The sequence below is a fragment of the Streptomyces sp. NPDC005774 genome (genome assembly GCF_042871645.1).
Classification (GTDB): Bacteria; Actinomycetota; Actinomycetes; order Streptomycetales; family Streptomycetaceae; genus Streptomyces; species Streptomyces pratens.
Genome location: NZ_JBIAIV010000042.1, coordinates 46,366 through 73,302 on the forward strand (window position 1 = coordinate 46,366; position 26,937 = coordinate 73,302).

Annotated in this window: 25 protein-coding genes and 2 pseudogenes; 9 read left to right on the plus strand and 18 right to left on the minus strand. The window is 71.0% G+C overall.

Translation table 11 applies throughout. The features are described 5' to 3' along the window. Positions 1–19 precede the first annotated feature (19 nt). A complete protein-coding gene (locus ACFYQA_RS29505; protein ID WP_388924115.1) occupies positions 20–592 on the plus strand; it encodes a histidine phosphatase family protein in 573 nt (190 codons plus the stop codon). Between the two features lie 668 nt (positions 593–1,260). Here ACFYQA_RS29505 and ACFYQA_RS29510 read toward each other — a convergent pair. Further along, positions 1,261–1,993, minus strand: a pseudogene (locus ACFYQA_RS29510) (flavodoxin family protein). Between the two features lie 138 nt (positions 1,994–2,131). On the opposite strand from ACFYQA_RS29510, the gene ACFYQA_RS29515 reads away from it, so the two are divergent. The 3 genes from ACFYQA_RS29515 (at position 2,132) to ACFYQA_RS29525 (ending at position 4,654) form a co-directional block, all read left to right on the plus strand. Further along, positions 2,132–3,133, plus strand: coding sequence for an NAD-dependent epimerase/dehydratase family protein (locus tag ACFYQA_RS29515; RefSeq protein ID WP_388924119.1), 1,002 nt, complete (start codon positions 2,132–2,134; stop codon positions 3,131–3,133). A gap of 109 nt (positions 3,134–3,242) precedes the next feature. Beyond that, positions 3,243–3,938, plus strand: coding sequence for a glycosyltransferase family 2 protein (locus ACFYQA_RS29520; RefSeq protein ID WP_388924122.1), 696 nt, complete (start codon positions 3,243–3,245; stop codon positions 3,936–3,938). Next, on the plus strand, positions 3,935–4,654 hold the full coding sequence (locus ACFYQA_RS29525) for a DUF2064 domain-containing protein (RefSeq protein ID WP_388924124.1): 720 nt from the start codon (positions 3,935–3,937) through the stop codon (positions 4,652–4,654). The genes ACFYQA_RS29520 and ACFYQA_RS29525 overlap by 4 nt, the downstream gene beginning before the upstream one ends. 65 nt (positions 4,655–4,719) lie before the next feature. Here the strand turns inward: ACFYQA_RS29525 and ACFYQA_RS29530 are convergent, their stop codons facing one another. After that, complete coding sequence (locus ACFYQA_RS29530; protein WP_388924127.1) at positions 4,720–5,226, minus strand: hypothetical protein; 507 nt, start codon at positions 5,224–5,226, stop codon at positions 4,720–4,722. Then, on the minus strand, positions 5,226–6,464 hold the full coding sequence (locus tag ACFYQA_RS29535; RefSeq protein ID WP_388924130.1) for a molybdopterin-dependent oxidoreductase: 1,239 nt from the start codon (positions 6,462–6,464) through the stop codon (positions 5,226–5,228). The genes ACFYQA_RS29530 and ACFYQA_RS29535 overlap by 1 nt, the downstream gene beginning before the upstream one ends. A 112-nt stretch (positions 6,465–6,576) precedes the next feature. On the opposite strand from ACFYQA_RS29535, the gene ACFYQA_RS29540 reads away from it, so the two are divergent. Beyond that, a complete protein-coding gene (locus ACFYQA_RS29540; RefSeq protein ID WP_388924133.1) occupies positions 6,577–8,043 on the plus strand; it encodes a hypothetical protein in 1,467 nt (488 codons plus the stop codon). Positions 8,044–8,464: 421 nt separating this feature from the next. Here ACFYQA_RS29540 and ACFYQA_RS29545 read toward each other — a convergent pair whose 3' ends face one another. The 7 genes from ACFYQA_RS29545 to ACFYQA_RS29575 form a co-directional block, all read right to left on the minus strand. Further along, a complete protein-coding gene (locus ACFYQA_RS29545; RefSeq protein WP_388924136.1) occupies positions 8,465–8,974 on the minus strand; it encodes an inclusion body family protein in 510 nt (169 codons plus the stop codon). An 80-nt stretch (positions 8,975–9,054) separates the two neighbouring features. After that, a complete protein-coding gene (locus tag ACFYQA_RS29550; RefSeq protein ID WP_388924139.1) occupies positions 9,055–10,920 on the minus strand; it encodes a thiamine pyrophosphate-binding protein in 1,866 nt (621 codons plus the stop codon). Next, entirely contained in the window at positions 10,917–12,956 is a 2,040-nt protein-coding gene (locus tag ACFYQA_RS29555) for an FAD-dependent oxidoreductase (protein WP_388924142.1), read from the minus strand. The genes ACFYQA_RS29550 and ACFYQA_RS29555 overlap by 4 nt, the downstream gene beginning before the upstream one ends. A gap of 623 nt (positions 12,957–13,579) precedes the next feature. Further along, positions 13,580–14,269: a phosphotransferase gene (locus tag ACFYQA_RS29560; protein WP_388924145.1), complete on the minus strand. Its 690-nt coding sequence runs from the start codon at positions 14,267–14,269 to the stop codon at positions 13,580–13,582. Between the two features lie 187 nt (positions 14,270–14,456). After that, entirely contained in the window at positions 14,457–15,353 is an 897-nt protein-coding gene (locus tag ACFYQA_RS29565; RefSeq protein WP_388924148.1) for an aldo/keto reductase, read from the minus strand. Continuing rightward, positions 15,350–15,796, minus strand: a complete 447-nt coding sequence (locus ACFYQA_RS29570) for a hypothetical protein (protein WP_388924151.1) — start codon at positions 15,794–15,796, stop codon at positions 15,350–15,352. The genes ACFYQA_RS29565 and ACFYQA_RS29570 overlap by 4 nt, the downstream gene beginning before the upstream one ends. A 304-nt stretch (positions 15,797–16,100) precedes the next feature. After that, on the minus strand, positions 16,101–16,592 hold the full coding sequence (locus tag ACFYQA_RS29575; protein WP_388924154.1) for an SRPBCC family protein: 492 nt from the start codon (positions 16,590–16,592) through the stop codon (positions 16,101–16,103). Positions 16,593–16,878: 286 nt separating this feature from the next. Here ACFYQA_RS29575 and ACFYQA_RS29580 point away from each other — a divergent pair, with 286 nt between their 5' ends. Further along, positions 16,879–17,127 carry a hypothetical protein gene (locus ACFYQA_RS29580; RefSeq protein WP_388924157.1) on the plus strand — a complete coding sequence of 83 codons (249 nt, stop codon included), beginning with the start codon at positions 16,879–16,881 and terminating at the stop codon, positions 17,125–17,127. Positions 17,128–17,488: 361 nt separating this feature from the next. On the opposite strand, the gene ACFYQA_RS29585 is transcribed toward ACFYQA_RS29580, so the two are convergent. The 6 genes and pseudogenes from ACFYQA_RS29585 to ACFYQA_RS29610 form a co-directional block, all read right to left on the minus strand. Then, complete coding sequence (locus ACFYQA_RS29585; protein WP_388924160.1) at positions 17,489–18,145, minus strand: hypothetical protein; 657 nt, start codon at positions 18,143–18,145, stop codon at positions 17,489–17,491. Further along, on the minus strand, positions 18,145–18,600 hold the full coding sequence (locus ACFYQA_RS29590; protein WP_388924163.1) for a matrixin family metalloprotease: 456 nt from the start codon (positions 18,598–18,600) through the stop codon (positions 18,145–18,147). Before ACFYQA_RS29590 ends, ACFYQA_RS29585 begins: the two co-directional genes overlap by 1 nt. A 601-nt stretch (positions 18,601–19,201) precedes the next feature. Then, positions 19,202–19,348 (minus strand): annotated as a pseudogene (locus tag ACFYQA_RS29595) (RNA polymerase sigma factor); the annotation flags it as partial. 368 nt (positions 19,349–19,716) lie between these two features. Then, the gene (ppk2, locus tag ACFYQA_RS29600; protein WP_388924165.1) at positions 19,717–20,673 is read right to left on the minus strand and encodes a polyphosphate kinase 2; all 957 of its coding nucleotides are present in this window, start codon (positions 20,671–20,673) and stop codon (positions 19,717–19,719) included. Positions 20,674–20,723: 50 nt separating this feature from the next. Further along, positions 20,724–20,966: a DUF6411 family protein gene (locus ACFYQA_RS29605; RefSeq protein WP_388924168.1), complete on the minus strand. Its 243-nt coding sequence runs from the start codon at positions 20,964–20,966 to the stop codon at positions 20,724–20,726. A 184-nt stretch (positions 20,967–21,150) separates the two neighbouring features. Beyond that, positions 21,151–22,671, minus strand: a complete 1,521-nt coding sequence (locus tag ACFYQA_RS29610; RefSeq protein ID WP_388924171.1) for a helix-turn-helix domain-containing protein — start codon at positions 22,669–22,671, stop codon at positions 21,151–21,153. 325 nt (positions 22,672–22,996) lie between these two features. Here ACFYQA_RS29610 and ACFYQA_RS29615 point away from each other — a divergent pair, with 325 nt between their 5' ends. Both ACFYQA_RS29615 and ACFYQA_RS29620 read left to right on the plus strand, forming a co-directional pair. Beyond that, positions 22,997–23,545, plus strand: coding sequence for a DUF4232 domain-containing protein (locus ACFYQA_RS29615; RefSeq protein WP_388924174.1), 549 nt, complete (start codon positions 22,997–22,999; stop codon positions 23,543–23,545). An 897-nt stretch (positions 23,546–24,442) separates the two neighbouring features. After that, entirely contained in the window at positions 24,443–24,670 is a 228-nt protein-coding gene (locus tag ACFYQA_RS29620; protein WP_388924177.1) for a DUF6480 family protein, read from the plus strand. 243 nt (positions 24,671–24,913) lie between these two features. Here the strand turns inward: ACFYQA_RS29620 and ACFYQA_RS29625 are convergent, their stop codons facing one another. Both ACFYQA_RS29625 and ACFYQA_RS29630 read right to left on the minus strand, forming a co-directional pair. Then, the gene (locus tag ACFYQA_RS29625) at positions 24,914–25,456 is read right to left on the minus strand and encodes an MOSC domain-containing protein (protein WP_388924180.1); all 543 of its coding nucleotides are present in this window, start codon (positions 25,454–25,456) and stop codon (positions 24,914–24,916) included. A 461-nt stretch (positions 25,457–25,917) separates the two neighbouring features. Further along, the gene (locus tag ACFYQA_RS29630) at positions 25,918–26,169 is read right to left on the minus strand and encodes a hypothetical protein (protein ID WP_388924183.1); all 252 of its coding nucleotides are present in this window, start codon (positions 26,167–26,169) and stop codon (positions 25,918–25,920) included. A 290-nt stretch (positions 26,170–26,459) separates the two neighbouring features. Between ACFYQA_RS29630 and ACFYQA_RS29635 the strand changes: the two genes are divergently transcribed. Continuing rightward, positions 26,460–26,633, plus strand: coding sequence for a hypothetical protein (locus ACFYQA_RS29635; RefSeq protein ID WP_388924187.1), 174 nt, complete (start codon positions 26,460–26,462; stop codon positions 26,631–26,633). Positions 26,634–26,937 lie beyond the last annotated feature (304 nt).

Here is a 26,937-nt window from a genome sequence, read left to right on the forward strand (position 1 = left end):
CAGGAAGGAGATCAGCCAGATGCCGATCTGTCTGACATTTCTCTGTTCGATCGCCGGGGACGACACGAGCAGGCCGATCTTCGATGACGTTGCGGTGCGCGAGCCCGGCCTGGCCGGCGCAGACGCCGTCGGAGCAGCCCTGCCCCGACACTCGGTGGCCGTCCGGGCGCCTTCCCCCCGCTGCGCGCGGACCGCCCATGCTCTCGCCCTCACGGCCAAGGTAGAGCCTGCGCTGCGCGACTTCGACTACGGCAAGTGGCGCGGCCGTACCGCTGCCGAAGTCGCCGCTACCGATCCTTACGGGCTCTCCGCCTTGCTGACGGACCCGGATGCCGTACCCCACGGGGGCGAATCCGTGCGCCAGCTCTGCCAACGAATCAGGAACTGGATCAGCGGCCTGCCGCCACACACGGGGCGCGTAGTGGCCATCACCGAACCGGCCGTAACCCGGGCCGCGCTAATCCACGCTCTGTCGGAACCGGTAAGCGCGTTCTGGCACATCACGGTGCCGCCACTGGCCACGGTGGTCCTGTCCTCCCAGAACGGCCATGGGCACGTGCGCCTCGGTCCCACACCTCGGGTCGTGCCATGACTCGATCCTTTCATTAAATCGAGTCTCCATTCGGGCCGGGGCGGTTCACCTCGGCGAAACACTCACCGAGGTGAGCAGCGCGTACTGCGCACCGGACGACCGCCGGCAAGCCGAGCGGCCGTACACATGCGCAAGGCCTGCCTCCGACGCCATCCTCGCCGGGAGGCACGGCAAGGGCTGGAGCCCGTTGCCCCTCGCACCGGGTCACCCATCGGCAGGTCGTGTCCACAGCGTGCCCTTGAGAACGGACAACCACGGTCAACAGCAGTGCCGCCAGGCCCTCATGCCCGCCGCAGCATAAAAAATCTGCCCGGATCAGCGGCCATACAGCCACGCAAGCGCCGTCGCTTCCCAAGCCGAGAACGCGAGTTCGATTCTCGTCACCCGCTCCAGAAACAAACCCCAGGTCGGCGACCTGGGGTTTGTTGTTGTCCAGTCCGACTGAGGCCGACGACCGCTCTGGCATGCGGGCGCCTACAGGAAGCACTGGAATGATCAGCTCCCACGACTCGTCCGGCATCGGCCGCTTCGGTCGTCCCCGCCCTGTACCGTCCGCCTCCTGCACCGTCCGCCTCCCGGGAGTCACTCGTCCGACTCCCGTTCGACGGACGGAGCGGCCGTCCTGGGCTGTCCGGCGGATGAGGAAACCCTCGCGTCCGCCGGGGCGGTCAGCGGTGTTCGGGGTTGTCCGCGTCCGGGCGGCAGCCGGCGTCCCACTGCGAGCGCTGGTTGCCGTGGGTGGGGATGCCTCCGGCGCGCTTCAGCAGGGCGGCGAGGTGCATCAGGTTCCAGGTCATGAAAGCGGTGTTGCGGTTGGTGAAGTCGTTCTCCGGGCCGCCCGAGCCGGGGTCGAGGTACGACGGCCCGGGGCCGGCCGCGCCGATCCAGCCGGCGTCCGCCTGGGGCGGGATCGTGTAGCCGAGGTGCTGGAGGCTGTAGAGGACGTTCATGGCGCAGTGCTTCACGCCGTCCTCGTTGCCGGTGATCAGACAGCCGCCGACGCGGCCGTAGTAGGCGTACTGGCCCCGGGAGTTGAGCAGTGAGGAGCAGGCGTAGAGACGCTCGACGACCTGCTTGGTGACGGAGCTGTTGTCGCCCAGCCAGATCGGGCCGGCGAGCACGAGGATGTCGGCGGCCATCACCTTCTCGTAACAGCTCGGGCCAGGCGTCGGTGGCGAAGCCGTGCTCGGTCATGTCCGGATAGACGCCGGGTGCGATGTCCTGGTCCACGGCGCGGATCAGGTCCGTGGTCACGCCGGCGGCGTCCATGACGGCCCGGCTCCTGTCGATCAGGCCCTGGGTGTGGCTGAGCTGCGGGGACGGTTTGAGGGTGCAGTTGAAGTAGAGGGCGGTCAGGCCGTCGTAGCGGTACGGGGTGTCGGTGGAGGGTGATGCCGTCATGGGCGGCAGCCTCTCGCACGATTTCCGGTTTGCCCTGGTTCGACGCACCCGCGCACACCTCCCCCACATGCCTGACGAAGTCATGGCCTGCGGGCGCGGTCCCGTGGCGCGGCACCGGTGCGGACCTAGCGTGGCCGTATGCGCGTACTGGTCACCGGCGGCGCCGGGTTCATCGGATCCCATGTCGTGTCCGTGCTCCTGGAGCGCGGACACGAACCGCTCGTGTTCGACGTGCGGAAGGATCCAGGCTCCGACGTGCGGGACCCGGCAGCCGTCGGCCGTGCCCTGTCCGGTGTGGACGCCGTGTGCCACCAGGCCGCGATGGTCGGGCTCGGCGACGGGGTCGCCGACGCGGCGGAGTACGTCTCGCGCAACGACCTGGGCACCGCCGTGCTGCTCGCCGCCATGGCGGAGGCCGGCGTCGGGCGTCTCGTGCTGGCCGGGTCGATGGTCGTCTACGGGGAGGGGCGGTACGAGTGCCCGCGGCACGGAGTCGTACGGCCCGGGCCGCGTGCCGTCGCCGACCTCGACGCGGGCCGGTTCGAGCCCACCTGCCCGGTGTGCGGGGACGGCCTCTCCCCCGGGCTGGTCGGCGAGGACGTCCCGGCCGATCCCCGGAACGTGTACGCGGCGACCAAGCTCGCCCAGGAGCACCTGGCCGCCGCCTGGGCCCGCTGCACCGGCGGGTCGGCGGTGTCGCTGCGCTATCACAACGTGTACGGGCCCGGAATGCCCCGCGACACCCCGTACGCCGGTGTCGCCTCTTTCTTCCGCTCGGCGCTCGCCCGGGGCGAAGCGCCGCGCGTGTTCGAGGACGGGCGGCAGCTGAGGGACTTCGTGCACGTCCGGGACGTGGCGGCGGCCAACGCGGTGGCGCTGGAGGCAGAGGCCACCGGGGGTGTACTCACGGTGTACAACACCGGCAGTGGTGAGCCGCACACCGTCGGCGAGATGGCGCGGGCGCTGGCCCTCGCGTACGGCGGGCCCGAGCCGGTCGTCACCGGCGAGTACCGGCTCGGGGACGTACGGCACATCACCGCGGACTCGTCACGGCTGCGGGCCGGGCTGGGGTGGCAGCCGGAGGTCGGTTTCGAGGAGGGCATGGCGGAGTTCGCGCGGGCCGGAATGCGAGGGGCGTAGGACCGCGCCGTCGCCGGTACGCGCCCGAACACCGTCCTGGCCTTGGACGTCCGCGTTTCACAGGGAGCGAAAGCCCGGTATGCCCGATTCATATTTGTAGGGTGACCCCGTGACGACGACTCCTTCGGACGTCGACGTGGTGCTGCCCTGCCTGAACGAGGCCGAGGCCCTTCCCTGGGTGCTCGAACGGATCCCGCCGGGCTGGCGCGCCCTCGTCGTCGACAACGGTTCCACCGACGGCTCGGCCGAGGTCGCCCGCGCGTACGGCGCGACCGTCGTGCACGAGCCGCGCCGGGGCTTCGGCGCCGCCTGCCATGCCGGACTGACCGCCGCCACCGCCGACGTGGTGTGCTTCTGCGACGGCGACGCCTCCCTCGACCCGTCGCTCCTCGTCCCCTTCGTCCGCGAAGTCCAAGGCGGCGAGGCCGACCTGGTGCTCGGCCGACGGCGTCCGCGCGGCCGGGGCGCGTGGCCCGCGCACGCCCGCGCCGGCAACCTCGCGCTCGCACGGATACTGCGCCGCCGCACCGGGCTGCGCCTGCACGACCTCGGTCCCTTGCGCGCCGCCCGCCGCGCACCCCTGCTCGCCCTCGGCCTCACCGACCGGCGCAGCGGCTATCCGCTCCAGATGGTCGTCCGCGCGGCCGACGCCGGCTGGCGGATCGCCGAGCACGACGTGCCGTACCTGCCGCGCACCGGGGCGTCGAAGGTGACGGGCACCTGGCGCGGCACCTGGCAGGCCGTACGGGACATGAGGCGCGTGTTGCGCGAGCCCCCCGCGCACGGGGGAGGAACCGTCCGTTGACCACGCTCCTCGTCATCGCCAAGGAGCCGCGGCCGGGCCGGGTCAAGACCCGGCTCACCCCGCCGTTCACGCCCGGTCAGGCGGCCGAGCTGGCCGAGGCGGCCCTCGCGGACACCCTGCACGCCGTGGCGGCCACGCCCGCCTCCCGGCGCGTCCTCGTCCTCGACGGCGTCCCCGGCCCCTGGCTGCCGCCCGGCTTCGACGTCGTACCGCAGTGCGCGGGCGGGCTGGACGAGCGACTGGCGGACGCCTTCGCGCGCTGCGACGGCCCGGCCCTGCTCATCGGCATGGACACCCCGCAGGTGACGCCGGAGCTGCTCACCGTGGACTTCACCGACTGCGACGCCCACTTCGGCCCGGCCGAGGACGGCGGTTTCTGGGCCCTCGGTCTGGCGCACCCCGATCCCGCCCTGCTGCGGGGCGTGCCCATGTCGACCCCGGGGACGGGAGCGGCCCAACGGAACCGGCTCCTCACCGCCGGCCTGCGGGTGCGCGACCTGCCGCCTCTGCGCGACGTCGACACCGCTGCCGACGCCCACGCCGTCGCCGCCCTGGCGCCGCACGGCCGCTTCGCCGCACAGCTGGCCCGGTGCACGGTGGTCGCGGGGCCGGATGCGCGGCCGGTCACGGGGATCGACTCGCCACCGGCCACGGGGGTCGACTCACCGCCGGTCACGGAACCGGACTCCGGGCCGGGCTCCCCACCGGGCCCCTGACCCGTCGCGGAGCCGACTCCGCACCCGGCCGCACCCCGATGAGCACTCCGTCCCCCGCCGGCCGGTCAGTGGACGGCCGGCGGACGGTGCTTCGCCGCTCTGCGCAGCCGCCGCAGCCGCCGCAGCCGCAGCACCAGCAGCAGCAGCGCCGAGCCGCCGAAGAGGACGGCGGTGATCAGCAGCCAGCGGGCGAGGAACACGTCCGCCGACAGCCCGGTGCCGAGCCGGTAGCGCCGCTCCACCCTCCCGCTGATCAGCGGGAACCACACCAGAAGGAGCAGTCCGGAGAGGGCCGCCGGTACGCGTACGTACGGCACCCACTCCCGGCGCCGGATCGCGCCGAGCCCCCGTGCGACCGCCCGGTCCGCGACCGTGTACAAGGGCAGCAGCACGAGGTCGTGCAGCAGCGCCGCCCCCACGAACCACAGCGCCACGCCGAACCAGTCGTCCGCGAGCAGCCGCACACCCGCGTAGGCGGCGAGCGTGAACGAGCAGGCCAGCAGCAGGAGTTGCAGGGGGCTGCCGATCGGAACGCGCGGAATCCGTGGAAGTCGCGGAATCCGCGGAAGCATCACAGGTCTCCGAACGTCATCCGGGCCACCCACTTGGTGTTGAGCACACCGGGCGCGGCGGGCACGATGATCCGCGCCGGGTGGCCGTGGTCGGGGGACAGCTCCTCGCCGTTGACGTACAGGGCGAGCAGGGAACGCGGGTCGGCCACCTGGTTGGCGCGCAGGGCGGCTTCCCGGAAGGCGCCGCTCCGCTGGAGGGACTCGACGAACACGTCCGGCGGGTCGTCGTCGTACCCGACGAGCGCCGCGAGGTCGCGCAGCCGCACCCCGCGCCACCACTGGTCCGACGTCGACCAGCCCTCCACGCAGGCGATGGGCAACGCCGCGCTGTGCAGGGGAAGCCGGAGCAGCTCGTCCCGGCGGAGGCGGACGGTGCCCGCGCGTCCCGTGACGACGAGCCGCCACGCGTCCTGGCCCGTCTCCGCCGCGTCGATCCCGGCGTACGCGGCGGTCTTGTTGATCTGGAAGCCGTTCGGGCCACTGCCGGGATCGCTACCGCCGCGCGGTGCGAGGAGGGCGGTACGCCGCAGCGGACCGTCGAAGTTCTGCCCCACCGTGGTGGCGAACAGCAGCAGCGAGCCGCCCCCGACGAAGCACAGGGCGCCCCGCCGGGAGACGGTCGGCTCGGCGGGGCGCGGAGTCACCAGGTCGTTCCGCTCCTCCCGCAGGTGGCGCAGATTGCGCAGCGCCGTGGGCATCCTCAGCAGCACGTGGGCGACGAACGCGGCGAAGAACACCCACGCTCCGTAGAAGTGCAGCGGGTAGAAGGAGCCGGGGAAGACGTAGTCGAGCTGGATGTTGAGCACACCGGTCACGAACTGGAACAGTGCGCCGCCCACCAGGAGCAGCAGCGAGATCCGCTCCAGGGCGTGCGCGAGCGAACGGGCCGGCGGCAGCGCGAACAGCCTCGGCACCACGGACCACAGCTTGGCGAGCAGGACGGGGATCAGGGTGATGCCGAGGGTGACGTGGACGCCCTGGTTGAGCCGGTACAGCCAGTGCGGGTCCGTCGGCCAGGCGAAGAGGTAGAAGCCGAGGACCCCCTTGTCCGGTGTCTTGTCGTTCACCGGCGACAGGCCGGGGTTGTAAGCGGCGTACGAGACCAGGCCCGTCACGAACAGCACGGTGATGCCGACGAGCAGGACGAGGCCCAGCACCGAGGTGAACCAGGGGCCGCGCAGGGGGCTGCGCCAGAAGCCGGGCGAGGAGGGAAGCCGTGGGGCGTCGGGGTCGCGCATGTCCCGACGGTAGGCCGGAACCACCCGGCGAAAGGTGCGCAACTCGTGACGAAACGCCGACATCGGGCCCGGACAGCGGTCCGTGACCGGCCGCGCGGCCTAGCGTTCCGGTGTGATCCGCACCCCGCCCTCCGCCGAGCCCGGCGCAGCGCACTCCGGCGTGTCCCGCGGCCCGAGCCGTGACCTGTACGCCGCCGGGGCCGCCGTGCTGCTCGTGACGGCGGCCGTGCTGGTCGGCCGCCACATCCAGGGGACCAGCCGTACGCTGTTCGCCGACTGGCCGCCACTGCTGGCGTCCTGGGGCCCCCACCTCGGCCCCGGCACTCCGGCGGCCGTCCTGGTGGCGATCGCCACCGTGGCGTACGGCCCCGCCCTCGCGGCCCGTCTCCCCTGGCGGGCCCTGGTTCCCCTGACGTGGGGCACGGCCATGGCGTGGACCTGGTCCCTCGCCCTGGTCGACGGCTGGCACCGGGGCATCGCCGTCCGGCTCACCACCCCCCACGAGTACCTCCAGGTCATCGACCGCTTCCAGGACATCCCGGCGACACTGCGGGACTTCACCCAGCACATCCTGCTCGGCTCCCCCGACCACTGGCCCGCCCACATCGCCGGCCACCCGCCCGCGGCCACGCTCACCTTCGTCCTGCTCGACCGGATCGGGCTGCGGGGCGGGGGCTGGGCCGGGGTGTGGTGCATCACCGTCGGGGCGACGGCCTGCGCGGCCGTGCTGGTCACGATCCGCGCCCTGGCCGACGAGGCACTCGCGCGAAGGGCGGCACCCTTCCTCGTCCTGGCCCCGGCCGCCGTGTGGATGGGCACCTCGGCCGACGCGTACTTCGCGGCGGTGGCGGCGTGGGCGGTGGCGCTGCTCGCACTGGCGGTCACCGGACGGTCTCTGTGGTGGGCGGGGGCGTCCGGGCTGCTGTTCGGCCTGGCCTGCTACCTGTCGTACGGCCTCACGCTCGTCGCGCTGATCGCGGCGGCGGTCATGGTGCTCGGCCGACACCGGATCCGGGGGCGCCCCGCCCTGCTGGTGCCCCTGCTCGCCGGACTGGCTGTGGTCCCGACGGCGTTCACGCTCGCCGGGTTCAACTGGTGGGAGGCCTACCACCTGCTGGTCACGCGCTACCACCAGGGCGTGGGCGGCATCCGTCCCTACGGCTACTGGGTGTGGGCCAACCTCGCCTGCACGGTGCTCGTCACGGGTTTGGCGACGGCGGCGGGCCTGCGGCGGACCGGTGCGGTGCTCGCCCGCCACCGCCGCGACACCCCCGACCGGGCGGCCGAGGCCCACCTCGCACTCCTCGTGTCCGCCGCCCTCCTCGCCCTGCTGGCCGCCGACCTGTCCGGGATGAGCAAGGCGGAGACGGAACGCATCTGGTTGCCCTTCACGCTGTGGCTGCTCCCGTCCTGCGCGTTCCTCACCCTCCCCCAAGGTCTCGGCTCCTCCCCCAAGTTCTCGACTTTGCTCGAACAGGGGGGACCCCCACGAGCAGGGGGGATCCCCGTCCGCGCTTGGCTCACCGCCCAGGCACTGCTCGCCCTGCTCCTCAACCATCTGCTGCTCACCCGATGGTGACCGCTTCCGAGGAGGCGGAAGCCCGAGGCCATGACGACCGACGTGACGGCCGGGCGCGTCCTCCCCTGCGCCCGAACGCGTCACCGCGCACGACCCGCCACGGTTGCCGGACATGATCTCCGTGGCCGGCCCGACGCCCCTGCACGTCACCCACCCCTTCGAGGCGGTTCACCGCCTCCGAGCGGGGCCGAGGAGCAACAGAGCTGAACGAGTCGGATCAAAGGCGAAACGATCCGGATCCCGATGCTTGCGTGGGTGCAGTCGCCTCCGCGGAGCAGCAGTTCGCAGAGGGAGCGCCGTCCATCCGTCGCCGGCAGGACCGGCGGCTTCCACGTCACCGACAAGAGCGTGGGCGTTGCCTGAACGGAGGACGACACCCTGGTGGGGGCGACCGCTCTGCCGGCCGCCCCCACCTGAGCCGTCAGGGATTTTCGATGGTGATGAAGGGGTCCCACTGGAAGTACCCCTTCAATTGCCGATGGTGGTCCAGGATCTGGAAGGAGAAGTGGTACACGACCTTGCCGGCCCTCTTGACCGTCGTCCGCCAGTAGTGGTCCTCGTACTCCTGGGTCGTGAACGCCGGACTGCCCTCGGTCCCCTCCTTCGGCATCGGATAGATGCCGTCGATCACCTCGATCTCCGGTGTCCTGATGAGCACGCGCTCGTTGTCGCTGCTCACGTACCGGTACAGGAGTGCCTTGTAGTCGGTGCCGAGCGACAGCGTCGTCTCCCGCCATTTGACGCTGTCACCGGGTTCGGCCCGGAGGTTCAGCTCGGCGCCCGATGTGCCGATGATGTGGTCATGGCGCGTCGTCATGTAGATCAGGCTTTCGTCGACGTAGGTCGGCGCGTCGGGGTTCCTGGACGCGTTGGGATTCCGCTCGACGATCGTGGCCGCGTCGAACGCGATCAGTACGTTGAGATCAGCCATTTCCTGCCCCCTTCGGATACGGGTTTCTCCTGGCACGCCGCCTTGGCGTGCCTCTTGCTCCCTCCGGGCCGAGCGGCCCGTCAGGCGGTCGTGACGGGCTTCGGCACCTTGTACGCCATCGCCCGCGGGTAGTCGTGCCGGCGCAGGCGGACGCGGACCAGCAGCGGTCCGGCGTTGACCGGGTCGGCCGGGTGGGCGAGGCGGGTCAGCAGGGCGTCCATCTCGGAGGTGTCCGCGACGACGATCCCGTTCGCCGGGGTGTTCCTGCCGGCGAAGACGGCCGCGAGGCGGTCGTAGTGCCACGGGTGGAGGACGTTGTAGAAGTCCGGGCCGTCCGGGCCGTCCGAGTCGGCGGAGCCGTCCGAGCCCGGCTCGGCGTAGTAGGACGGGTGCACCAGCATCTGCTCGATGCCGTAGAAGTGTCCGTTGTCCATGACGAACACCACCGACCGCAGCCCGAGCCGGGTGTGGGTGGAGATCTCCTGACAGGTCTCCTGGAAGGCGCCGTCGCCGACGAACACCATCGGGCGGGCGGGCGTGCGCTCGGGGGCGAGCGCGGCGCCGGTGGCCGCGCCGACCGACCATCCGATGGACAGCCAGCTGACCTGGGACAGGAACCCGCCCGCGGGCAGGGACAGGTTCATCGAGCCGATGAGGGAGAAGGCGGCGTCGGAGACGACCGTCCAGTCCTCCCGGGTCTCATGGCCCAGGAAGTGGTTGATCCGGTCGAACACGCCGTCGTAGGTGAGCCGTTCGGGGTGCCGGGACGGCGAGCCGGAGACGCGGAGTGAGGCTCGGTGGTGTTCCAGGGCGGCGGGGCGGTCCTCAGGTGCTCCGTGGTGGGCGTGGGCCTCGGCGTAGTAGTCGGCGGCCAGGCCCCCGGATCCGTAGCCCTTGACCAGCGCGTCCTGGAGGGCGGGCAGCAGCTGTTCGAGCCGGACGTCGGGGAAGTAGGAGGTGCCGACGCTGAGGCCGCCGTTCGCGGCCATCACCCAGTCGGTGCCGACAGACTGCTCGCCGCCGAGGTTCTTCGACGTGGACCAGGCGCCGAGCCCGATATGACAGGTGGCCCAGTCCTTGAAGATCCAGTGCACGTCCGGGTGGCTGGCGCGGCCGTTGTAGACGCCGTGGAACTGCGGCTGGTCCTCGTCGACGACGGCCTTGGCGCCGACGGTGGTGCAGAACGGCACTCCGGTGGCCTCCACCAGGTCGGTGAGCTGCCCGCCGAGGCGGAACCGGTCGATCTCCTCGCCGGCCCACACGATCGGGCGGGGCCTGCCGTCCGGGCCTGGGTGCTCCTCGATCAGGGTGAGGATCGCGTTCACGGCGCTGTCCAGCATGGTCTGGTGACGTGCGCCGAACGGCCGCTCGCGGCGGAGGATCGGCTCTTGGGGCCCGGTGCAGGGCTCGTCCCACAGGTCCTCCATGACCTCCAGGTAGACCGGCCTGCGCTCGGAGAGGCACGCGGTGAGCGCGGCGTCGATCTGGCCGGGGGCGAGACCCGGGTTGGAGACGATCTGCGCGTCCACGGTGACCTGCCGGTAGACGTCCAGGTTGCTCTCCGGGCGGGGGCTCATGTGGGAGGTGAGCATGCCGAGGGCGCGGTAGTTCTGCCACTGCTCGTAGGGCGGGGCGGCGTTGACGGCGACGAGCGGGACCTGCTCGACGTAGGCGCCGCCGCAGGCACCCAGCAGGTTGAACGCGCCGACGCTGTAGGTGACGGCGGCCGCGCCTATGCCGTGGATACGGGCGTAGGCGTCGGCGGCCTGGCCGGCGCCGCCCTCGGTGGGGGTGCCGACCCACTCGATGTCGCCCTCGGCGCGCAGGGTGGTCAGGAACGGGCCGAGGTGGTTGCCGGGGACGCCGAACAGGTGGGTGATGCCCAGCTCGGCCAGACGCAGGGCGAGGTAGCGGGCGACCGTGCACCCCGGGGTGATCGCGATCACGACGAGTACTCCTCCCTGTCCGGGCCCGGGGCGGTGACCGGCGGGGCCTGGTGGACGGCGACGGCGGCACGGACGGCGCTCTCCAGGGCGCCCTCGATCCAGGCGTGCTTGAGGGACGTGTGCTCTCCGGCGAAGTGCACGGGGCCCTCGGGCCGGGAGACGTCCAGGTGGAAGCCGGTCATCTGGTGCGCGGTGTAGATGGCGGCCTCGCCGAAGGCGTACGGGTCGCGGGCCCAGCTCTTGGTGGCGCCCCGGCCGGTGAAGAACACCTCGACGCGGCGGCCGTGCAGGGCTTGGAGGTTGCGCAGGGCGTAGACGTAGCGCTCCGCGTCGCGCAGGGAGTCCCAGCGTGCGGCGTCGTCGGACCAGCAGTACGAGGCGAGCACGACGCCGCCGGTGCTGCCTTCGACCCGGTGCGAGGGGTAGTACATGAACCGGTTGGGGTTGTCGGCGGCGGAGCCTCCGCCGAAGCAGTGGGTGGCGGGGCGGACGGCGGGGCCGCGCAGCGGCATGGTGCTGTTGAGCTGCCGCATCTCCTCGGTGACGCCGCTGTCCTTGACCGCGGCGCCGAGCAGGCCGGCCTCCGGCTCGGGGAGGGCGGGGCCGGGCTCGGTGTCCGCCCCGGCGCCGAGCCGGTAGTACGCGTAGAGGCCGGGTGCGATGTTCTCCAGCTCGCCGCGCCAGTCGTCCTCGGTGAACTCCCACCACCGGTGGCTGAACTCCAGCAGCACCTTGGTGGCCTGGTCGTAGTGGGTCTCGATGACGGCGCGGCGCTTCTTGTACGACATCGAGGGGACGATCTCCACGAAGCGCAGGGCGGAGAACGGGACGGTGACGATCGCCAGGTCCGCGGTCCACAGGCGCGGCGGGGTCTGCGGATCGTCCTCGGCGACGGTCTGCACGGCCACGCCCCAGCCGTCGGGGCCGACGGCGCCGGTGCCCTCGGGGTCGGCGTCGCGGCTGGGGTCGTGGTACTCGAGGCGGATCATGCGGTGGCCGAGCCGCACCTCGTCGCGCAGGCCCTGGTGGAGAGCGTGCGGTAGGCGCCAGCTGCCGCCGGGGATCTCCCAGTAGCGGACGGTGGAGTTGATGTCGCTGCGGCTCAGGAAGCTGTGGAAGAAGGAGAGGTGCAGCCGTGAGGACATGTTCTCCAGCGTTCCGACGGCCTCGATCGCCTCGTCGCTGAGCCCGGCATGGTCGCGCAGGAAACCGCCCATGGAGTAACCGTCGAAGTCGCGGATCACCCGGGCCCAGCCCTCGACCCACTCGTCGAACGGCTTGTTGACACGCTTGCCGTCGACGACGTCGGAGTAGTAGTCGCGCACGCTCTCCAGCGCGTCGTCGACCATCTTCACGACGGGGGCGCGGACCTCGTCGTCGGTGAGGTGGAAACCCTCGTTGATCCGTTCGGGACCGGTGGTGTAGTCGGCCCGCCGCATCTGGACGCGGTTGGCGCGGATCCACGCGTTGCCGCGCTTGCCGGGTTCACGGAAGTCGGGGCTGTCGTCGCCATGGGTCCATGTCCGGCCGGTGAAGGAGGTGTACGTCACCGGCGGGACGGGGACGTCGGGACCGCTGCCGGTGGAGGGGTCCACGTCCACGTTGTAGAACTGACGGCGGCCGAGCCCCAGTTTGTCGACGAGGGCGAGGACGAGTGGGTGGAAGTCGGGCAGCCGCATGGCGCCGGCCTCGGCGTACTGGGCGGGGTCGGCGAAGGGCTGGTGGTGCTGGGTGGCGCGGAAGGTCTTGATGCGCCCGCCGACGCGGCCGGCGTTGGCCTCGAGGATGGTGACGTCGTGGCCGGCGTCCTTGAGCAGACGGCCGGCGACGAGGCCCGTGATGCCGGCACCGATGACGAGGATCTTCTTGCGCGGGTTGCGGGTGGGGCCGAGGTGGCCCGTGTCGATCAGGGTGTGGAGATAGCCGAGCTTGAGGTCCTTGTCGTCCGGCCCGACGAGAAGGAGTTCGCGGGCAAGCCTGAGACAGGTCTGCCAGCGCGCACGGATGGCCGAGTTTTCCCGTGAAATGTCGGTCATGATTTGCGATCATAGATATGGAGAAACGGTTCCCCGGTTTCTTCGGCAGATAAAGTCCAAAAACCGCCGATCACGCCGCTTGACGAAAATTCGACCTGCTCGGTTTTCTTTTGACGGACGGCAGATTCACCAGGGGCGGATGGGAAAAGGGAAACGAAGCCGAATCGATAATTCACTTGCGGAGTGCGGAAATCCCGGTGCCTGCATGGTGGTGGTCCCGCCAGCCGACCGGGGCGGAAAGGGCACCGGGACGGCGATTTTCCGCCCGGCCGTCGCCGCCGCCGCGGCCTCGCTCGGCGCTGTCGACGCCCGAGGGCCGTGGGCCGTGGGCCGTGGGCCGTGGATCATGGATGCCGATGTGGGAGGCGGCGGCCCGACGCGAGACGCCATCCACCGACGTGAGGCGTCATCCGGCTCCTGCCGCCGACCAGCGCTCTGCCGCCGGTACGAGGCAAGTGGGGCCGGCCTCCCACCGCCCTCGTCGGAAAGCTGTCGGACCCGTGCCTGAGCGGCCGGGCGCCGAGACCGGCGATGACTTCCTGTGGCTGGGCTTCGTCCTGATGGATCAGCGCCACCGGCTCGGGGTCGCCCGGCGTCCCCACCGACTCGGCGGTGAGCGGGGCTCAGTGACCGGTCGCCCCGTCGATCGCCATCCGGTGCCAGACCTCTTCCGCCCGCTGCCGCAAGGCGGGAACGAGTTCCACGTTGTCCCCGCGTTCGGCGCTCTGCAGGAGTTCGGTGATGACCACCAGCTCCGCGAAGCGCCCGCCCTCACTGTCGAGAACGGTGGAAAGTTCCTGGCGGACGCGCTCGGCGGTCGCCGGCATCCCGACGCTGTAGGCGTGCAGCAAGGCGGCGTCGTAGCCGGCCGGGGCGGTACCCCAGCCTTCCCAGTCCAGGATGCCGAGTTCGGGACCGGCGAGGTTGGCCCAGTGCAGGTCGCCATGTGCGGTGGACCACGCGGGCGGCATCGTAGGGACGGGCCCGCCGAGGAAGGCGAGGTACTTCGGCATGGCGCGGTCCAGGTATGCCTGGCGTACGGCCGTGCGGTCGGTGCGGACCGCCGAGAGACAGGCGAGGGCCGTGCGGAGGTCGCTCCACCAGGCCGGTGTCAGGGAAGGTACGAGGGTGACGAGCGCGGGGGTGGGCGACACGGTTTCGCCGGCGACGTGGTCGTACAGCTCCGCCTTGTACGCGTTTCCTCCCTCCGTCCACTGCCGTGCGAGACGCAGACAAGGGCGCGGCACCTGCCGGGGCACCAGCCGTTCGGCGTCCTCCGGCCCCGTCCACAACTTGCCGCTCGCCTTGTCCACCGGGCTGTGGACAACACGCAGCCATCCTGGCCCGTAAGCCCCGGTAACGAGTCGGCCCAGAGTGCGCCCCCTCCACCCCCATGCCTCCTGCGCCCCTCCGCCGGACGGCCGGGCATCAGGGGCCGCCCCGAGGAAGCCGCACGCCACGGTATGGGCCCTCCGCATGCGCGCGACGACCTCGGGGTCGTCAGGTTCCGAGGACATCGATGACCTTCCTCAGGCGATCGGGCGACAAGGGCTCGCAGGCCGCAGCGTCCACGGCGTCAGCCCAGTGTGCCGGTGTGCTCGCCGACAACAGGACACGCGACACCCCGGGAGCCGACAGAGCGACCAAGAGCGCGGCCTGCGCCGGGGAGGCAGCGGAATCGATGATGCGCACCAGCTCATCCGTCATCGCGCCGAGCAGTTCACCGCCTCCGAGTGGGGCCGATGCGAAGACGTCGAGCCCCGCTTCTCGGGCTTCTGCCAGTGCTCCGCGCCCGTCGAGTGCGTCCGCCACCACGGCGAGTCGAATGAGTGAGACCGGGAACTGCACCGCTCGGAAGTGGTGGTGTGACCCGCCCACGATTTCCGCAAGTGCCGTGAGTTCAGGAACGGTGAACATGCCGCCCGACAGGCCCGCCCAGGTGGCGACGCCGTAGCCGCCGATCTTGCCGGCGTCCGCCGCACTCTCCAGTTCCTCGAATGCCTCGGTCAGCGTCCGCGACAGATCAGCCCGGTCCGTCCGGCCGTGTTCCGGATTGTGGACGAAGACCAGGTCCGGGACGCGGCCGAGGCGGGCACGACTGCGGGCGAGCTGCCAAGCGATGTAGGGACGTGCCAGGCAGTGGCCTTGATCCCGGTCGTACGGCGGCACGCCGGCATCTCGAGCGGCCTGCCGGTCGGAGTCGGGCACGAAGCCGACCTTGGTTGAGACGCGTACCTGCAGACACGCGTCGAGTACCGGCCGCAGAGATGCCTCGGCCGTACCGGACGCGTAGTTCGGTGCCGTGTCGATCCATGTCATCCCGGCGTCCATAGCCGCGGCCACCGACCGGGACACGTCGCAGCACCGGTACGTCCCGGCCGCGAGCTGGGCGCTCATCCTGCCCGCCCCACGGCCGCGACCTCGCCGTCCACCAGTTCGCTTACGAGCAGTGCCACCTGCCCGACGCGAAGTCCGGCCGCTTGGGCAAGTGCGTCCAGACGGTGACGGCCTCCCTCCACAAGGAGGGACAGCAGCGGCGCGGCCTGCGGGGAGAAGGTCCATTCCTCTCCCCCCGCCGTCAGCACCGCGTGGCCCTCCCTGTCGCTGTGCAGCCGGGCGCGAGCGGTTACCAGGTGTACGACGACGGCGGGGTCGGGCGGCACGCCCTCGACGTACGGCAGGGAGGGCACGAGACGGGCCCGGTCGGTGGCGTCCCGCATGGCGAGGAAGCGGTCGAGCAGCGTCCCATCCTCGAACTCCTTCATGACGAGGCCGCCGAGGGACCACACGAAGTCCGCCTTCTCCTCCTCGGTCCCGAAGCGTGGCAGGTCGCTGCGCACGGTCGTCGCGGGGGTCTGTACCGTGAGCGGTGTAACTCCCGAGCTGGAAGCGACAGTTGATGACTGTCGTCGGCTGAGGTTCGTGCCACAACCGTGCCAGATGCAGGGGTCAGTCGCGGTCAACACCGGCGCCCTGCGGTCGAGTAGCCGCCCGCTGCCTCGGCCGGCGAAGCCGCAGCTCAGCCCGCGGGCCGCCCAGCCTCTCTCCTAAAGCGGGTGTCACAGGACCGAATCCTGCCAAGCCAGGCCTCCAGCATCGACCCTGCGTACGGCCTTCGCCACCGGGCTGCCCGCGCGAAGGCCGTCAGACGGGCCGGGCCAGACGGTCCGTCAGAACACAGGCCCGGGCCCGCTGGACCGCTGCCGCCTGGGAGGCAGCGAACCGCAGCAGGCCTGGGGGCGTCCGCAGGTGCAGGGTGTCGGTGACGACGCTGCCGGCCTCGTGGCGGTCGATGGCGAAGCGGTAGCTCATGCGGACCCAGCCGGGGCTGCGGACCTCCCCGAAGATCTCGGCGGAGTGCGGGAGGCCGTCCGGGACGGCGGCGAGCGTGACGTCGGTGATGTTGTCGTGCCGCAGGACGCCCAGGAAGCGGAAACGCTCCACGGCCGTGTAGTTCACGGTGCCGCCGTTGCGGCGCACGTCACGGACGGCAACCACGAGCGGCGACAAGCCGACGTAGTGCAACGGTTCGGCCAGGTGCGCGAAGACCTCCTCCGGCGGCGCGGCGATCTGAAACGTGTGCTTCAGCTCGGTGGACAGCACCTCGGCCCCCTCCTCGATACGGCGCGCCGACACGGTGATCCTCCCATCGCCGGGGCGGAAAGTTCCCGTATCCCGGCGGTAGGGCGGTCTGCGGGTCGGTACAGCTCATCGGAGCCCGGCCCCGGAGCCGATGAGAGGCGTGCCAGATCGTGCGGGGAACCACGGGGAACAGCGGGCGATCGGTCGGCGACCAACCAGTCGGGACACACCGTTCCGTCCCAGTTCAGTAAGGCAGCGAAGACCGAAGCACACGAGCTTCCCAAGCTGATGGTCTACCGCCGTCCTTGACCTCGTCGACCCACCTTGATCGGCTGAGCCCATGACCACGGACCCCAGCGAGTACGAGAAGGCCATGCCACTCGTGGCAGCCCACCTCGCGAAGATCGAGCGGGCGGTCGACCGGACCCGCGCCTCACACGCCGGACAGCCATATGCGGCAGTGCATCAAGCACTTGTCGAAGCACTACAGGACGAGGACGCTCAGCGGGTCGTCCCGCAGGTCGTCGAGGAACTGGCGCGACAGATCTCCGAGACCCCGGAAAGCCCTCCGCCCGACATCCACGGCTGACCTCGACGACGCCGGACGGGGGCGTACACCAACGACTCCGTTCGGCCGTCACACCGGTCGAAGGAAGCAGCCGGAGCGGCCTCGGACCGAACTCCTCGAGCAGTGTCGCGGGTTCGCGTCCCGCCAAGGGCACAGAAGTAAGGGTCGACTCAGGAGGGTCCCCTCCCGGGCCGGCCCCTACCGAGTGCTTCAAGCGCCCATCTCGGACCGATTCACCCGCCACCCCGGGCACATCGATGCCGGAACGTCTCGAATATCGAGATGCACCGTGCGTGGTCCGGATTGCTACCGACCGGACCGCCTCCCGCCGTGCCCGCCCGGCGGCACGGTGCCGCCGGGCGGGCGGGCCGGGGCCGTCGGGTCAGGAGCTGCTGGTGGGTGAGGACTCCGGGATCGGGTCCTCGTCCGGTTCCTCGGTGGGCTCCTCGTCAGGCGACGCGGTCGACAGGTCGTTCTGGTTCTGCACCGCGGCTGTCCACCGGTCGGACATGGTGGGCTGTCCGTCACCGTCCATGTCCGGGACACCGGGAGCGGCGGCCTCGGTGTGGGGGATCGGCATGTCCCCGTAGACGGGGATCACGGTGTTGAACCTGTGGTCGGGGTTGTACTTCGTGGCGAACAGATACCTCTTGCCCACCTCCAGCAAGGCGTCTTCCTCGGGAAGGTTGACGATGTCTCCGTTCTCGTCCTTGCCCCCCTGCTGGTTGACAACGACGACACCGGTCACATCGCCCTTGAAGACGCGCTGGACCTCGACGGCGTACTGGGTCTCGGGACCGGTGCCCAGATCCTTCTGACCCTTGAGAGCAGTGACCTTGCCGTAGAAGAGGTCTTCGGCGGCGCCGGCGAGGTTGGCGTCGTCGGAGAAGTCCGCTTCATAGATCAGCGCCGCGTGCGACGTGGTGGCCGCCTCGTTGCGCTGGTTGACCTCCTGGTAGAGAACCGAGCCGCCGATACCGGCCACCACCGCGAGAGCGGCGCCGGCGGCGATGAGAACGGTTTTCCGCTTCAAGATCATCAGCCCCAGAGTTTGTGGTAGGCGTTGCGGTCGGTCGCGGTCGGCCGGGCATTGGTCGGGATGGAGCCGATCCCCTTCGACATGAGCGTGCCGTTGGCCTTGTGGTCGAGGCCCAGCGCGTGGCCCATCTCATGCGCGGCCGCCTTGCGCCGCCATGACTTGCTGCCGTACTTCTTCCCGTCGTCGAGGAACGCCCTGTTCATGACGATCGCATCAGCGCCGGCGCGCCCCCGCCACTGCGCGACCCAGGTGACGTCCTTCCGGGTCTCGTCCTTCCACTCCAGGTCGGTGATCGTGTCCCAGGCGTCCGGGGCGATCTTGATCTTCTTGAGGTTGTACTGGTCGTTGTACCAGGCCGTGGCGGCCCATTTCCGCGCGTCGTCGAACTTGGTCCCGTCCTCCCAGCGGATCTCTCCGTCGTCGACGGACGACCTGCCCCGCGAGTCGGCGGCCACCGCCACGGGCGCGGGCGCCAGAACTCCGGCGACGACAGCCGCACACGATGCCAAAGCCAGGCCAGCGGCTCTACGCCGTCGTATTTCCCGACGAATCGCCACGTGCCGTTCCCCCTGTGCGATTACGGGTGCGCCCCCTGCACACCTCGCATCATCCTTACGACGTCAAGGTCAACTCGCAAGCCTTTTCGATCGCGCCCGCGCTGCATCAACACGGCGGAGAATTACCGACTTTGGCGTTTTGGGGTCTGACTGGAGCCGACCCTGTCGGCGTCCCGGTCCACGTGCGTGCGGGTCAACGGCGGACGGGCTGAGGGCTAAGGGCTGAAGGCTGGGGGCTGAAGGCTGAGATTGAGCGGTCGTCGGCTCGACTTCGTCCGTAGGATCGCCCCATGCCCGCTGACAAACGCGTGACTCGAACCACTTTTTCCGATCGCATGCAGCCGATATCAGCTCCTTGACCGATGCCACAGCTGCCCCGGCGCATCTGGCCGGATAACGTACCGGCAGCCCGGCCGCCTCACGCCGCTCGCGCGCCTTACGCCTGGCCTCGTCCCAGCCGACCGTACTCATTCGTACTCCCTGGTCTCGAGGTCCGTCACGCTTCCATGAAGGTCGCGGCCATCACGTCCTCGGCCGTCGACCAGTCCGCGGTCAGCCGGAAGCCACGGTTGTGGACCGCGCGAGCATAGTCGTCGAAGAGCTCGGCGAACGCGCTCGAATCCCCGGCCCGTGCCCGGGTTCGCATATGAGTGCTCACTTCAATGAGCTGTCCGGCACCCCACACCGACTTCCCATGACCTGGGCCACAATCGACCTTGATGCGCGTGACCGGTCACCGGCTCGTGCCGCCCTGCGCGACCTCACGCACCGGGAGGATCCCCAGCCGCCCGAGTACCGCTTCATCAACCACGTGATCATGCTGTGCGGAGCGGGGCTCTCACCGGTCCGGTCGCCTTTCCGGCCGGTGGCGCCGTGCGGGTCCTGGCGGTCGGGTCGGCTGCCGTGGTGGCGGCGACCGTGTGGGCGTACGACGATCATCGCCGGGAAGGCACGCCTCCGCGCCTTCCCGGCGATGACGCAGGCCCAGGTCCTCTCATGAAGGGCTCGTGGGCGTCAGCCGGTCACGGGGTGCTTGCCGGGCCCCTCGGCGCCGGGGGACAGCAGAGTGGGCGACAGGGTGGTGTCCTCCTCACCGGGTTCCAGAAGGGTGTCGGCGGCGCCGACGATGAGGGGGTCGGGTGTGCCGACCGCCTCACTGTCCTTGCTGGCGTAGTCGATGCGCGACAGCAGACTGCGCATGGTCTCCAGCCGGGCGCGCCGCTTGTCGTTGCTCTTGACGACGGTCCAGGGTGCGTGGGCGGTGTCCGTGGCGCGGAACATGTCGACCTTCGCCTCGGTGTAGTCGTCCCAGAGGTCCAGCGACGCCAGGTCGGTGGGCGAGAGCTTCCACTGGCGGACCGGGTCGACCTGCCGGATCGCGAAGCGCGTGCGCTGCTCGGAGCGGGACACGGAGAACCAGAACTTCACCAGCAGGACGCCGTCGTCGACCAGCATCCGCTCGAAGGCCGGGCACTGGTCGAGGAACAGCTCGTACTCGTCCTTGGAGCAATATCCCATCACGCGCTCCACGCCGGCCCGGTTGTACCAGGAGCGGTCGAAGAAGACGATCTCACCGGCCGTCGGCAGATGCGCGATGTGGCGCTGGAAGTACCACTGGCCCGCCTCGCGTTCGGTGGGCTTGTCCAGGGCGACCACGCGTGCGCCACGCGGGTTGAGCCGCTCGGTGAGCCGCTGGATCGTGCCGCCCTTGCCGGCCGCGTCACGCCCCTCGCACACGACGACCAGGCGTGCGCCGGTGTCCTTGACCCACCGCTGGAGCTTGAGCAGCTCGATCTGCAGGATGCGCTTGGTCCGCTCGTACTCCCTGCGGCTCACCTTGCGGTCGTACGGATGGTTCTCCTGCCATGTCCGGATGGGACGCCCGTCCGCGTCCAGCACGATCGGCTGCTCCCGCCGACTGGCGTCCACCGTCAGCCCGTCCAGCAGCTTGTCCGCTTCTTCGGCGTTCATCACCGGTCTCCCCGCTCGGTCCGCTCGGTCTGCTCGGTCCGCACAGTCGGTCAGAAGGGCATACGGCCGCGGGAGCGGCGACCTGCCGAACCGCTGCGGCTCACCGCGCGCGAACCGGTGTGGAAGGGCTTGCCGAAGAGCCGGCCCAGGATGCCGGGCGCCTTGCCACCGGCCCGCGCCCCGGCACCGAGCGTACGGTGCGTGCCGCGTTCGGGACGGCGGGAGAGACCGGGGACGAGGAAGGCCAGGACGGCCAGGACCGCGCACACGGCGATGACTGCGACGACTACCATGATCGGCTTCCTTTGCTGGTGGACCGACATACGGGTGCCCCGCCTCGTCCCACCCATGTGAGCAGCGAAGGCTCCGATCCGGGACCGGTCCGATCACCGGCCCTCACCCGCACCTGCCGCGGCACGCGCCCGGCGTCGTCGACGCTTCGGCCCGGACGTGTCCTCCGTGTCGGAGCCCCGGGGATCAGTTCTCCGCCACGCTGAACCATTCGGTGCCGCCGACCAAGTGCTCGTAGACGGGACGGCCCTGGCTGCCGCTGGTGCGGAACGGTTTTCCGTGGTCGTCGATCCGTGTGGTTCCCTGACGGCCGCCGCTGGACCACTGCAGCTCCGCGTACCAGTGCACATCGTGGGCACGGGCACGGGCGGTGACGTACAGCACCTCGGGGTCGGACCGGCTGACCTTGTAGGGGAAACCGCGCTGGCCGGCCTTCGGCACGACGGTGGGGTGACCGGCGTCGAGGTCCGTGTCGAACGACCTCGTCTCCACGCCTCCACCGCAGCCCGACGACCCCAGGTACGCGTTCCAGGCCGGGGGCGCGCTCGAGCCGACCACGCGGACGTGCAGGGACTCGATGACGACGGCTTCGTCCCCGGTGCCCTGGACGGTCAGCGCCACCCGCTGCCGGTCGGCGGCGATGGCGCCGTGCGCCTTCACCCAGCCCGGCACGTCCTGCCCCATCACCGGCGGCGAGACTTCGTCGGGAGGCCGGTTGATCAGGTACTTCCCCTCGCACTGCGGGTCGTCCCAGGCATAGGTGCGGGTGCTCACCGTGAGCGGAACCTCGTCGCCGCCCCGGGCGCGGCCCGTGCCGGTGCCGGGCGCCGACGGCTCGGCGTCGGGCTTTCCGGGGGCCGGAGCAGGGGCCGGGGAGCGGCTCGGACCCGCGGAGGGGGACGTGGACGCCGAGGGGTGCGGCGTGGAGGGGTGCGGCGTGGAGGCGGCGGAGGCCGGCTCTCCGGAGGAGGTCACGGTGTCGGCCGGCCGACCGTTCTCCGCCAGGTCTTTCTCCCCGCCCTTCAGGCCGATCGTGAGCGCGGTGGACACGGCGACGACGACGGCGGTGCTCGCCGCGATCAGGGCCCACCGGCTGCGGGCACTCCGGAGGGGCGCCGGCGTGCGGCGAGTGAGGACAGCCGTCTCCTCCGACGACGGTTCGGCGACGGACTCGGAAGGGTCCCCGGGCTCGCTCAGGGAGGGGGTCGTGGATGCGGACGCGGTCGACGGCACGGATCCGGGCGGGGGCGCCGGTGCGGATCCGGGCGGGGGCGCCGGTGCGGATCCGGGCGGAGGCCCCGGCGCGGGCGGGGCGTCCGGCACGGACTCCGGCCGGGGTCGGTCCTCTGTGCGTACCCGCGCGGAGCGTGGCTCCGGGTCCGAGCCGCCGGGTGTGGACGCTCCGGCCCGCTCCGCGGAGTCCGGTTCCGCCTCCGCTGCGGCCCGCCGGGCACGTTCCCGTGCCGCGTCCGCCAGGACCCAGCGCCGGTGTAACTCGACCCGTTCCTCGGGAGTCGCCTTGCACACCCGGGCGAAGCGGGAGACGGCCTCGTGGTCGGCCGGTACGCCTTCCCCCTTGCAGTACCGGTGCAGCGTCGAGGTGCTCATGTGCGCCCGCTTCGCCAGAGCCTCGTAACTCAGCCCGGATCGCTGCTTCAACTCACGCAGCAGTGCCGCGAAATCGGCAATCTCCTCAGCCGCCCCCACCAGTCCCCCATCCCGTTCGGTATCCCATGAAGGTCATGTTTCCCCAGCTCAGAGCCGGTCGCACATCCCAACGTCCCAAAACTCCCGATGGAATGGCGCATGGGACGCCGCATGACACAGCCTTGGGCCATCCAAGCACGGCGCCTCACCGGACACGGTGATCCGCCCCGCTCAACACCCCTTTCAAGACCCGCGCTTCCGGCGTGCCCATCCGCACCCCGCGCAGCACGGCCAAGACAGAACCGGTCGGCCGACCGACCGGCCGACCGACACAGTTCACCACCGAAAAATCATCTTCCTGATGTTCAGAGAAAGCAGTCCACTCATGCGTATCGCCACTCGTTTCGCCTCCCGCACGGCCGTCTCCTCCATGGTCGTCGCCGCCGCCCTCGCGTTCGTCGGCTTCCAGGCCGCCGGGCAGACCGCCTCCGCCGCCACGAAGGAGGCCCCCTCGGTCGTCACCTGCACCACGGCGAACACCAAGCTGACCGTCACCGAGGTGTCCCGCCCGATCAACCACCTGCTGCTCAAGGCCACCAACACCGGCACCAAGCCCTGCTACGCCTACAGCGCCCCCCACCTGAGGGCCGGCGCCGACGCCCAGGCCCCGCTGCCGTGGGCCAAGGAGACCACCCCGCAGGCCGTGGTGGTGCTCAAGCCCGGTCAGTCCGCGTACGCGGGCATCACGACGTTCTCCCCCGACGGCGAAGGGGGCAGCACCGCGAAGACCCTGGGCGTGTTCCTCGCCGACAAGAAGGGCAACGCGCTCGACGACGAGAAGACCCTGAAGCTGCCGAACGGCGGTGTCTTCTTCAACAGTGCCGCCACCGTCACCTACTGGCAGGACAACGCGGCGGACGCCCTCGTCTGGTAATCGCCCCGGCATCCCACGACACAGCCGCCGCCGGCCGCACCGGGCGCCCCGCCTTCACCGGGGGCGCGGTGCCGCCGGCGGCACCGCGGATTCCCGGGCTCAGGACGTACACGGTACGAAGCAGCCACCATACGAAGCCGCATCGACAAGACGAGCGGTCTCGCCGGGGCCTGCGGGGTCGACACGCTCACCGGCCGGGGAGCGAAGGACGGCGGGATCGCGGTGGGCCTCCGCACGGGGGTACGGCCAGTACACGCGTTCCGGCACGTGAGGAGTCCGGGGAGTTTGGCCGGGCCGCCACCGCCCGCACCACCCGGGCGGCCAGGCGCCCCCTCGCCCGCCTGCGCCACCGGACCCCGCGCACGACCGGGACCCTCCCACGCCCGCCGCACCGCCGTACACGTCCGTCCCGACCAGGACCGACGGGTACGGGAACCAGGTGCGGACGGTGCTTTCCCGAGCCCGCTCACAAGGAGCGGCGGTGGCGCTGGGCGGCCGGCAGGGTTCGCCTCCGGACGTGGCCCACCCGATCCCCTCGGGAGCCCCCCTCAGCGAGGAAGGTCCCACCCCGGTACCCGTAGCGCGGTAGCGGGACGATCACCGGTCCCGACCGTCGTCCACACGCCCCTGGCGACCACGTGAGGACCGGTCGCCCGCGGGTACTCGGCAGGCCGAGCGGCGGAGAGAGCACCGCCCACTTCACGGAGGGACGGTCCCATGGCTCAGCGTGTCAGCGATGTCATGACGAGTGCCCCGGCGACCGCCGAACCTCTGACCTCGACGACATCAGCGCCGCAAAGCCCGACAAGCAGCGCACCCCCTCCGTATGAGCGAAGGCGGTGCGGTGTCGAGGAGAACCAGCCCACAGGCGGATGATCGCCAAGAGGAGCGTGCGCCATGACAACTCCTGATCCCGACCCGAGGCGAACCCCGGAAGCCGCACCGAGGAGCGGCGTCTCCCCCGGTGAGACGCCTCCCGCCGAAGGCGGCACGTACGGCATCTCGCATCCGGAGCCGCCCGAGCTGCGCAAGGGGTGGGGAGCGGTGCCGCTCGTCCTGATCATGGCGGTGGTGGCACTGGTGGTGATCGGACTGGTCGCCATGGTGGTGACCCTGGTCGTGTAACGCTTCCCGCGCATGCTCAGGGGCCGCAAGGCGTTGTCGCCGGGTGCCGTCGGTGGCGGGACGCGGCGGCCAGGGCGCACGGGGCAGTCCGGAACGCCGGCTGCTCCCGGTCCTGCGTGACCTTCCGGTGCGTGGGGCTGACAGCGGCGTGAACGGGAGCCGTTCTCGCTGTGGGAGCCACGGCAGTCGTGATCTTCATCCACGCGAGGACGTGGCGAGCTGCGGCCTGCCCGACGGAGGGCGTCAGACCCGGTCCAGGGGTCGGTGCGGTCCGCTGGGCAGCTCCGCTCTGATCGCGTCGCCCGGGCGCACCGCGCCGCTCTCCCTCACGATGCTCATGATTCCGGCCTTGCGCACGAGGTTCCCGGCTTCGTCGCGGCCGACCACCTGCTTCAGCAGCCCGTCCTGGAAGTTGTCGATCTGCAGACAGGGATTGCGCAGGCCCGTCACCTCCAGCACCGCGTCGTCGCCGATGCGCAGCAGCGTGCCGACCGGCAGACCGAGCAGGTCGATGCCGCGGGTGGTGATGTTCTCGCCGAGGTCACCGGGCGCCACCTCGAACCCCTCTCCACCGACCTCGGCGAAGAGCTCCTCATGGATGAGGTGGACCTGGCGCAGGTTCGACCGGGTGGGGTCCTGGGCGACCCGCGAGCGGTGCTTGACCGTCACGCCGGCATGGACGTCGCCCTCCACACCGAGCCCGGCGAGCAGCACGACGCTGTCCCGGTTCGGCTTGGTGAAGGAGTACACGCCGTTGCTGCTGACTGCCGTCACTGTCCCGGTCATCCTCGGATCCCCCTCCTCGGCGCTGAACAGCCACGACCCTAACCGCCGGACCTCGCGGCGGCCACGGTGCGGCGGCCACGGTCGATCGCGGGTGGGGCCGTGAGGCTTTCCGGGCTCATGGGTACTTCGACCTGGGGTGCTGGGCCTCGGGCGCGGCCGGCCGGGCCCGCCCGCTCACACGGGGTACGCGGAGCAAGCAGTGTGCCGGCCGGCGTCCGGTCGGGCGTCCCGGCCGTCGCACGCGGCGCATCGAACGCCCGGCTCCGGTCCTCCACCACTCCGTTGCGGCGTACCGCCGCGTCCTTCCCCCGTAGGGGTTCTTCCGGGGGTGACGGACCCGATACGCCCGCGTGCCACACGCCACGTTCCGGCCGGTCATGCTCCGGCCGGCACCGCGTCCCTGTCGGACGTCAGCGGCGCCGGGTGGGTGTCCCGCATCCGGCGCGGGCCTGTCCGCGATCTCAGTCGTCGACGCGCGTCTCGGAGCCGACGGCTCGTGCCGTTCGGCGGAGGCCGACCGCGCGGACGGCAGTCTGCATCGCCAAGAGGGCGAACACAGTGCCTCCCACGCACGGCCCGAACAGCTCCCACCAGTCCACCACCGGCTCCGTGAGGATCCCCACGGCCCGCCGGACGTCCCACACCACGATGCCGGTCAGTACCGCGGCCAAGAGAGCCGCAGACCACCAACGCTTGGGCCAGCCCTCGTTCACGTCTCCCCCTGCCCTAAGCGTCGGCGCCTTCCCCGCCCCAGTGTGCCGTGCGCGCTGCGGGCTCGTTCCGGCAGGGGCGGGGGGCAGGGGCAGGGGCTTGGCCGCGGACGTCGGCCGCCCATCACCCGGACGACCCCCGGCACACGCGGCCGATCGACGGCCGGTGGTCGGGCGAGCCGGCCGTGCCACGTTTTCCATGGCCCCGATGGGACACCCGAGAGGGAAAAGCAGGAGGGGCCGGACATCAAGCCGGCCCCAACGGGACGGACTCAGAAGGAAGATGGACCGCTGTGACTGCGGAAGTCAGGAAGAAGCACACCGTGCGCCCGGCCGAAACGGGCTGGGCGAGGGCACGCCGTCTGCGCGGGCAGCGCATACGCACCTGTGAGCGCGCGACGCTCGACGCCGACGCGGGGCGGATACAGCAAGGGGGCGACTGGAACGTGGTGCGGGGCGAGGACTGAGCGGCCGGCACGCCCTCGCAGGTGACGGCGCGGGGGCGGCCACCGGTAGGCCGAGTCCTCGCCTCCGGCGTGGACGTCGGTGGCGTGCGGGGGCTCCTCCGGTTCCGGAGGAGCCCCCGCCTTCCGCGTGCCTGTGCTGCGTGCCTGCTGGCCGGCTTTCTCTGCTGACCCGCCGACCGCACCACGCTCTCCTCGGCCTCGAGGGGCGGCTAACGGTAGTCCGTTGTGATCAGGCGCTTGCCGCAGTGTGATGGGGAGAGGAGTCCGCTGCGGCAGATGGAGGAGATCATGGCTACCGACCGGC